Below are 1,159 nucleotides of genomic sequence, written 5' to 3'. Positions count from 1 at the left end.
TTGAGGGGGCGTGTGGGGCGGGGGTGGGGGTGGGAGTGGAACCTGGAGTACTGGTGCACTGCCAGCCGTTGAGGTAGAACGACCCGGGAGTAGTCGCGGTCGCGCCTGCCGTCAGCGAGCCGACGAAGCCGAACGACGTGGCGCCGCCGTGCGGCAGGTTGCCATTGTAGAAGAGGTTCTTTGCCGTCACCTGAGTGCTGTTGCGGGTGACGCCGGCGCCCCAGGCCGCCTTGACTGTCTGACCGGACCCGAAGCTCCAGGTAAGCATCCAACTCGTCACGGGCTGGCCGAGATTGGTCACATCCACTTGAGCCACGAAACCGCCGCTGAAATTGCTCTTGATGGTGTAGTCCACCTTGCATCCGTCATACACCGGGTCGGCGGCGGCCTGCCCCTGCGCGAACCAGGCACTGAGGGCGGTCAGCGCGGCCGAGGCGGCTATGGCGGTCCAGGTACGTCGACGCGAAGTGGTGCCCTTCATGGGGACCTCCAGGGTGGGGCGGGGCGTGGGGGCGGTATCCAGGCTGCGCGCCATTGTGGCGGACGGCGGATCGACGAGCCAGGGGGTACCCGACTTCTCCCTCTACCAGCAGGCGTTGGGCCGCCCGCGGTTTGCCGGGTGACGGGTGCGGGATGAGCCGGCACGTGCTCGCGGCAGGACGTGCCGTCCGGAAGCCCCCGCACCCTCGCGGGCCGGCCGCCGACCGGGCCGTTGCCGCCGGCAGCGGGGGCTGCGGCAACGGCCTGGGCTGTGCTGGGGTGCCCGGGCAGGGGTGGCTACGACTGGAGGGAGACCTGGTCGATGGTCCAGAAGGCGCTGTTGGTGCCGGTGTAGCGGAAGCGCAGCTGTGCGGTGGTGGCACCGGCCGGCACCGGCACGGTGAGGCGCTCGACAGTATTGATGTTGGAGCGGTAGGACTTCACGAGCTGGGGTGTGCCGCCGTTGAAGGAGACGTAGAGGTCACCGGTCTGAGGGCCGTCGATGACGTAGTTCGTCGCGAAGCTCACGGTGGCCTTGGCAGCACCGTGCAACGGATAGAGGGGGCTGACCAGCGTCGAGTCGAACTGCCCTGCCGCATGGGCCGTGTCGTCCCACGCGTCGGAGGCGGCGGCGGCGAAGGCGTTGCGCGCCCGAACGGTGGGCTCGCGCCCCGGGCGC

At 69.5% G+C, this 1,159-nt stretch carries 1 protein-coding gene and 1 pseudogene; both read right to left on the bottom strand.

The genetic code is table 11. The features are described from left to right. Positions 1-481 (bottom strand): cellulose binding domain-containing protein (locus tag O3X23_RS43640; RefSeq protein WP_269280892.1); only part of this gene is annotated, 481 nt, incomplete at its 3' end. Between the two features lie 296 nt (positions 482-777). Next, positions 778-1,159: pseudogene (locus O3X23_RS43635) on the bottom strand (alkaline phosphatase family protein); the annotation flags it as partial.

It is taken from the genome of Streptomyces sp. H39-S7 (assembly GCF_027158205.1).
Lineage (GTDB): Bacteria > Actinomycetota > Actinomycetes > Streptomycetales > Streptomycetaceae > Actinacidiphila.
This window is presented reverse-complemented; position numbering and strand designations above follow the sequence as displayed.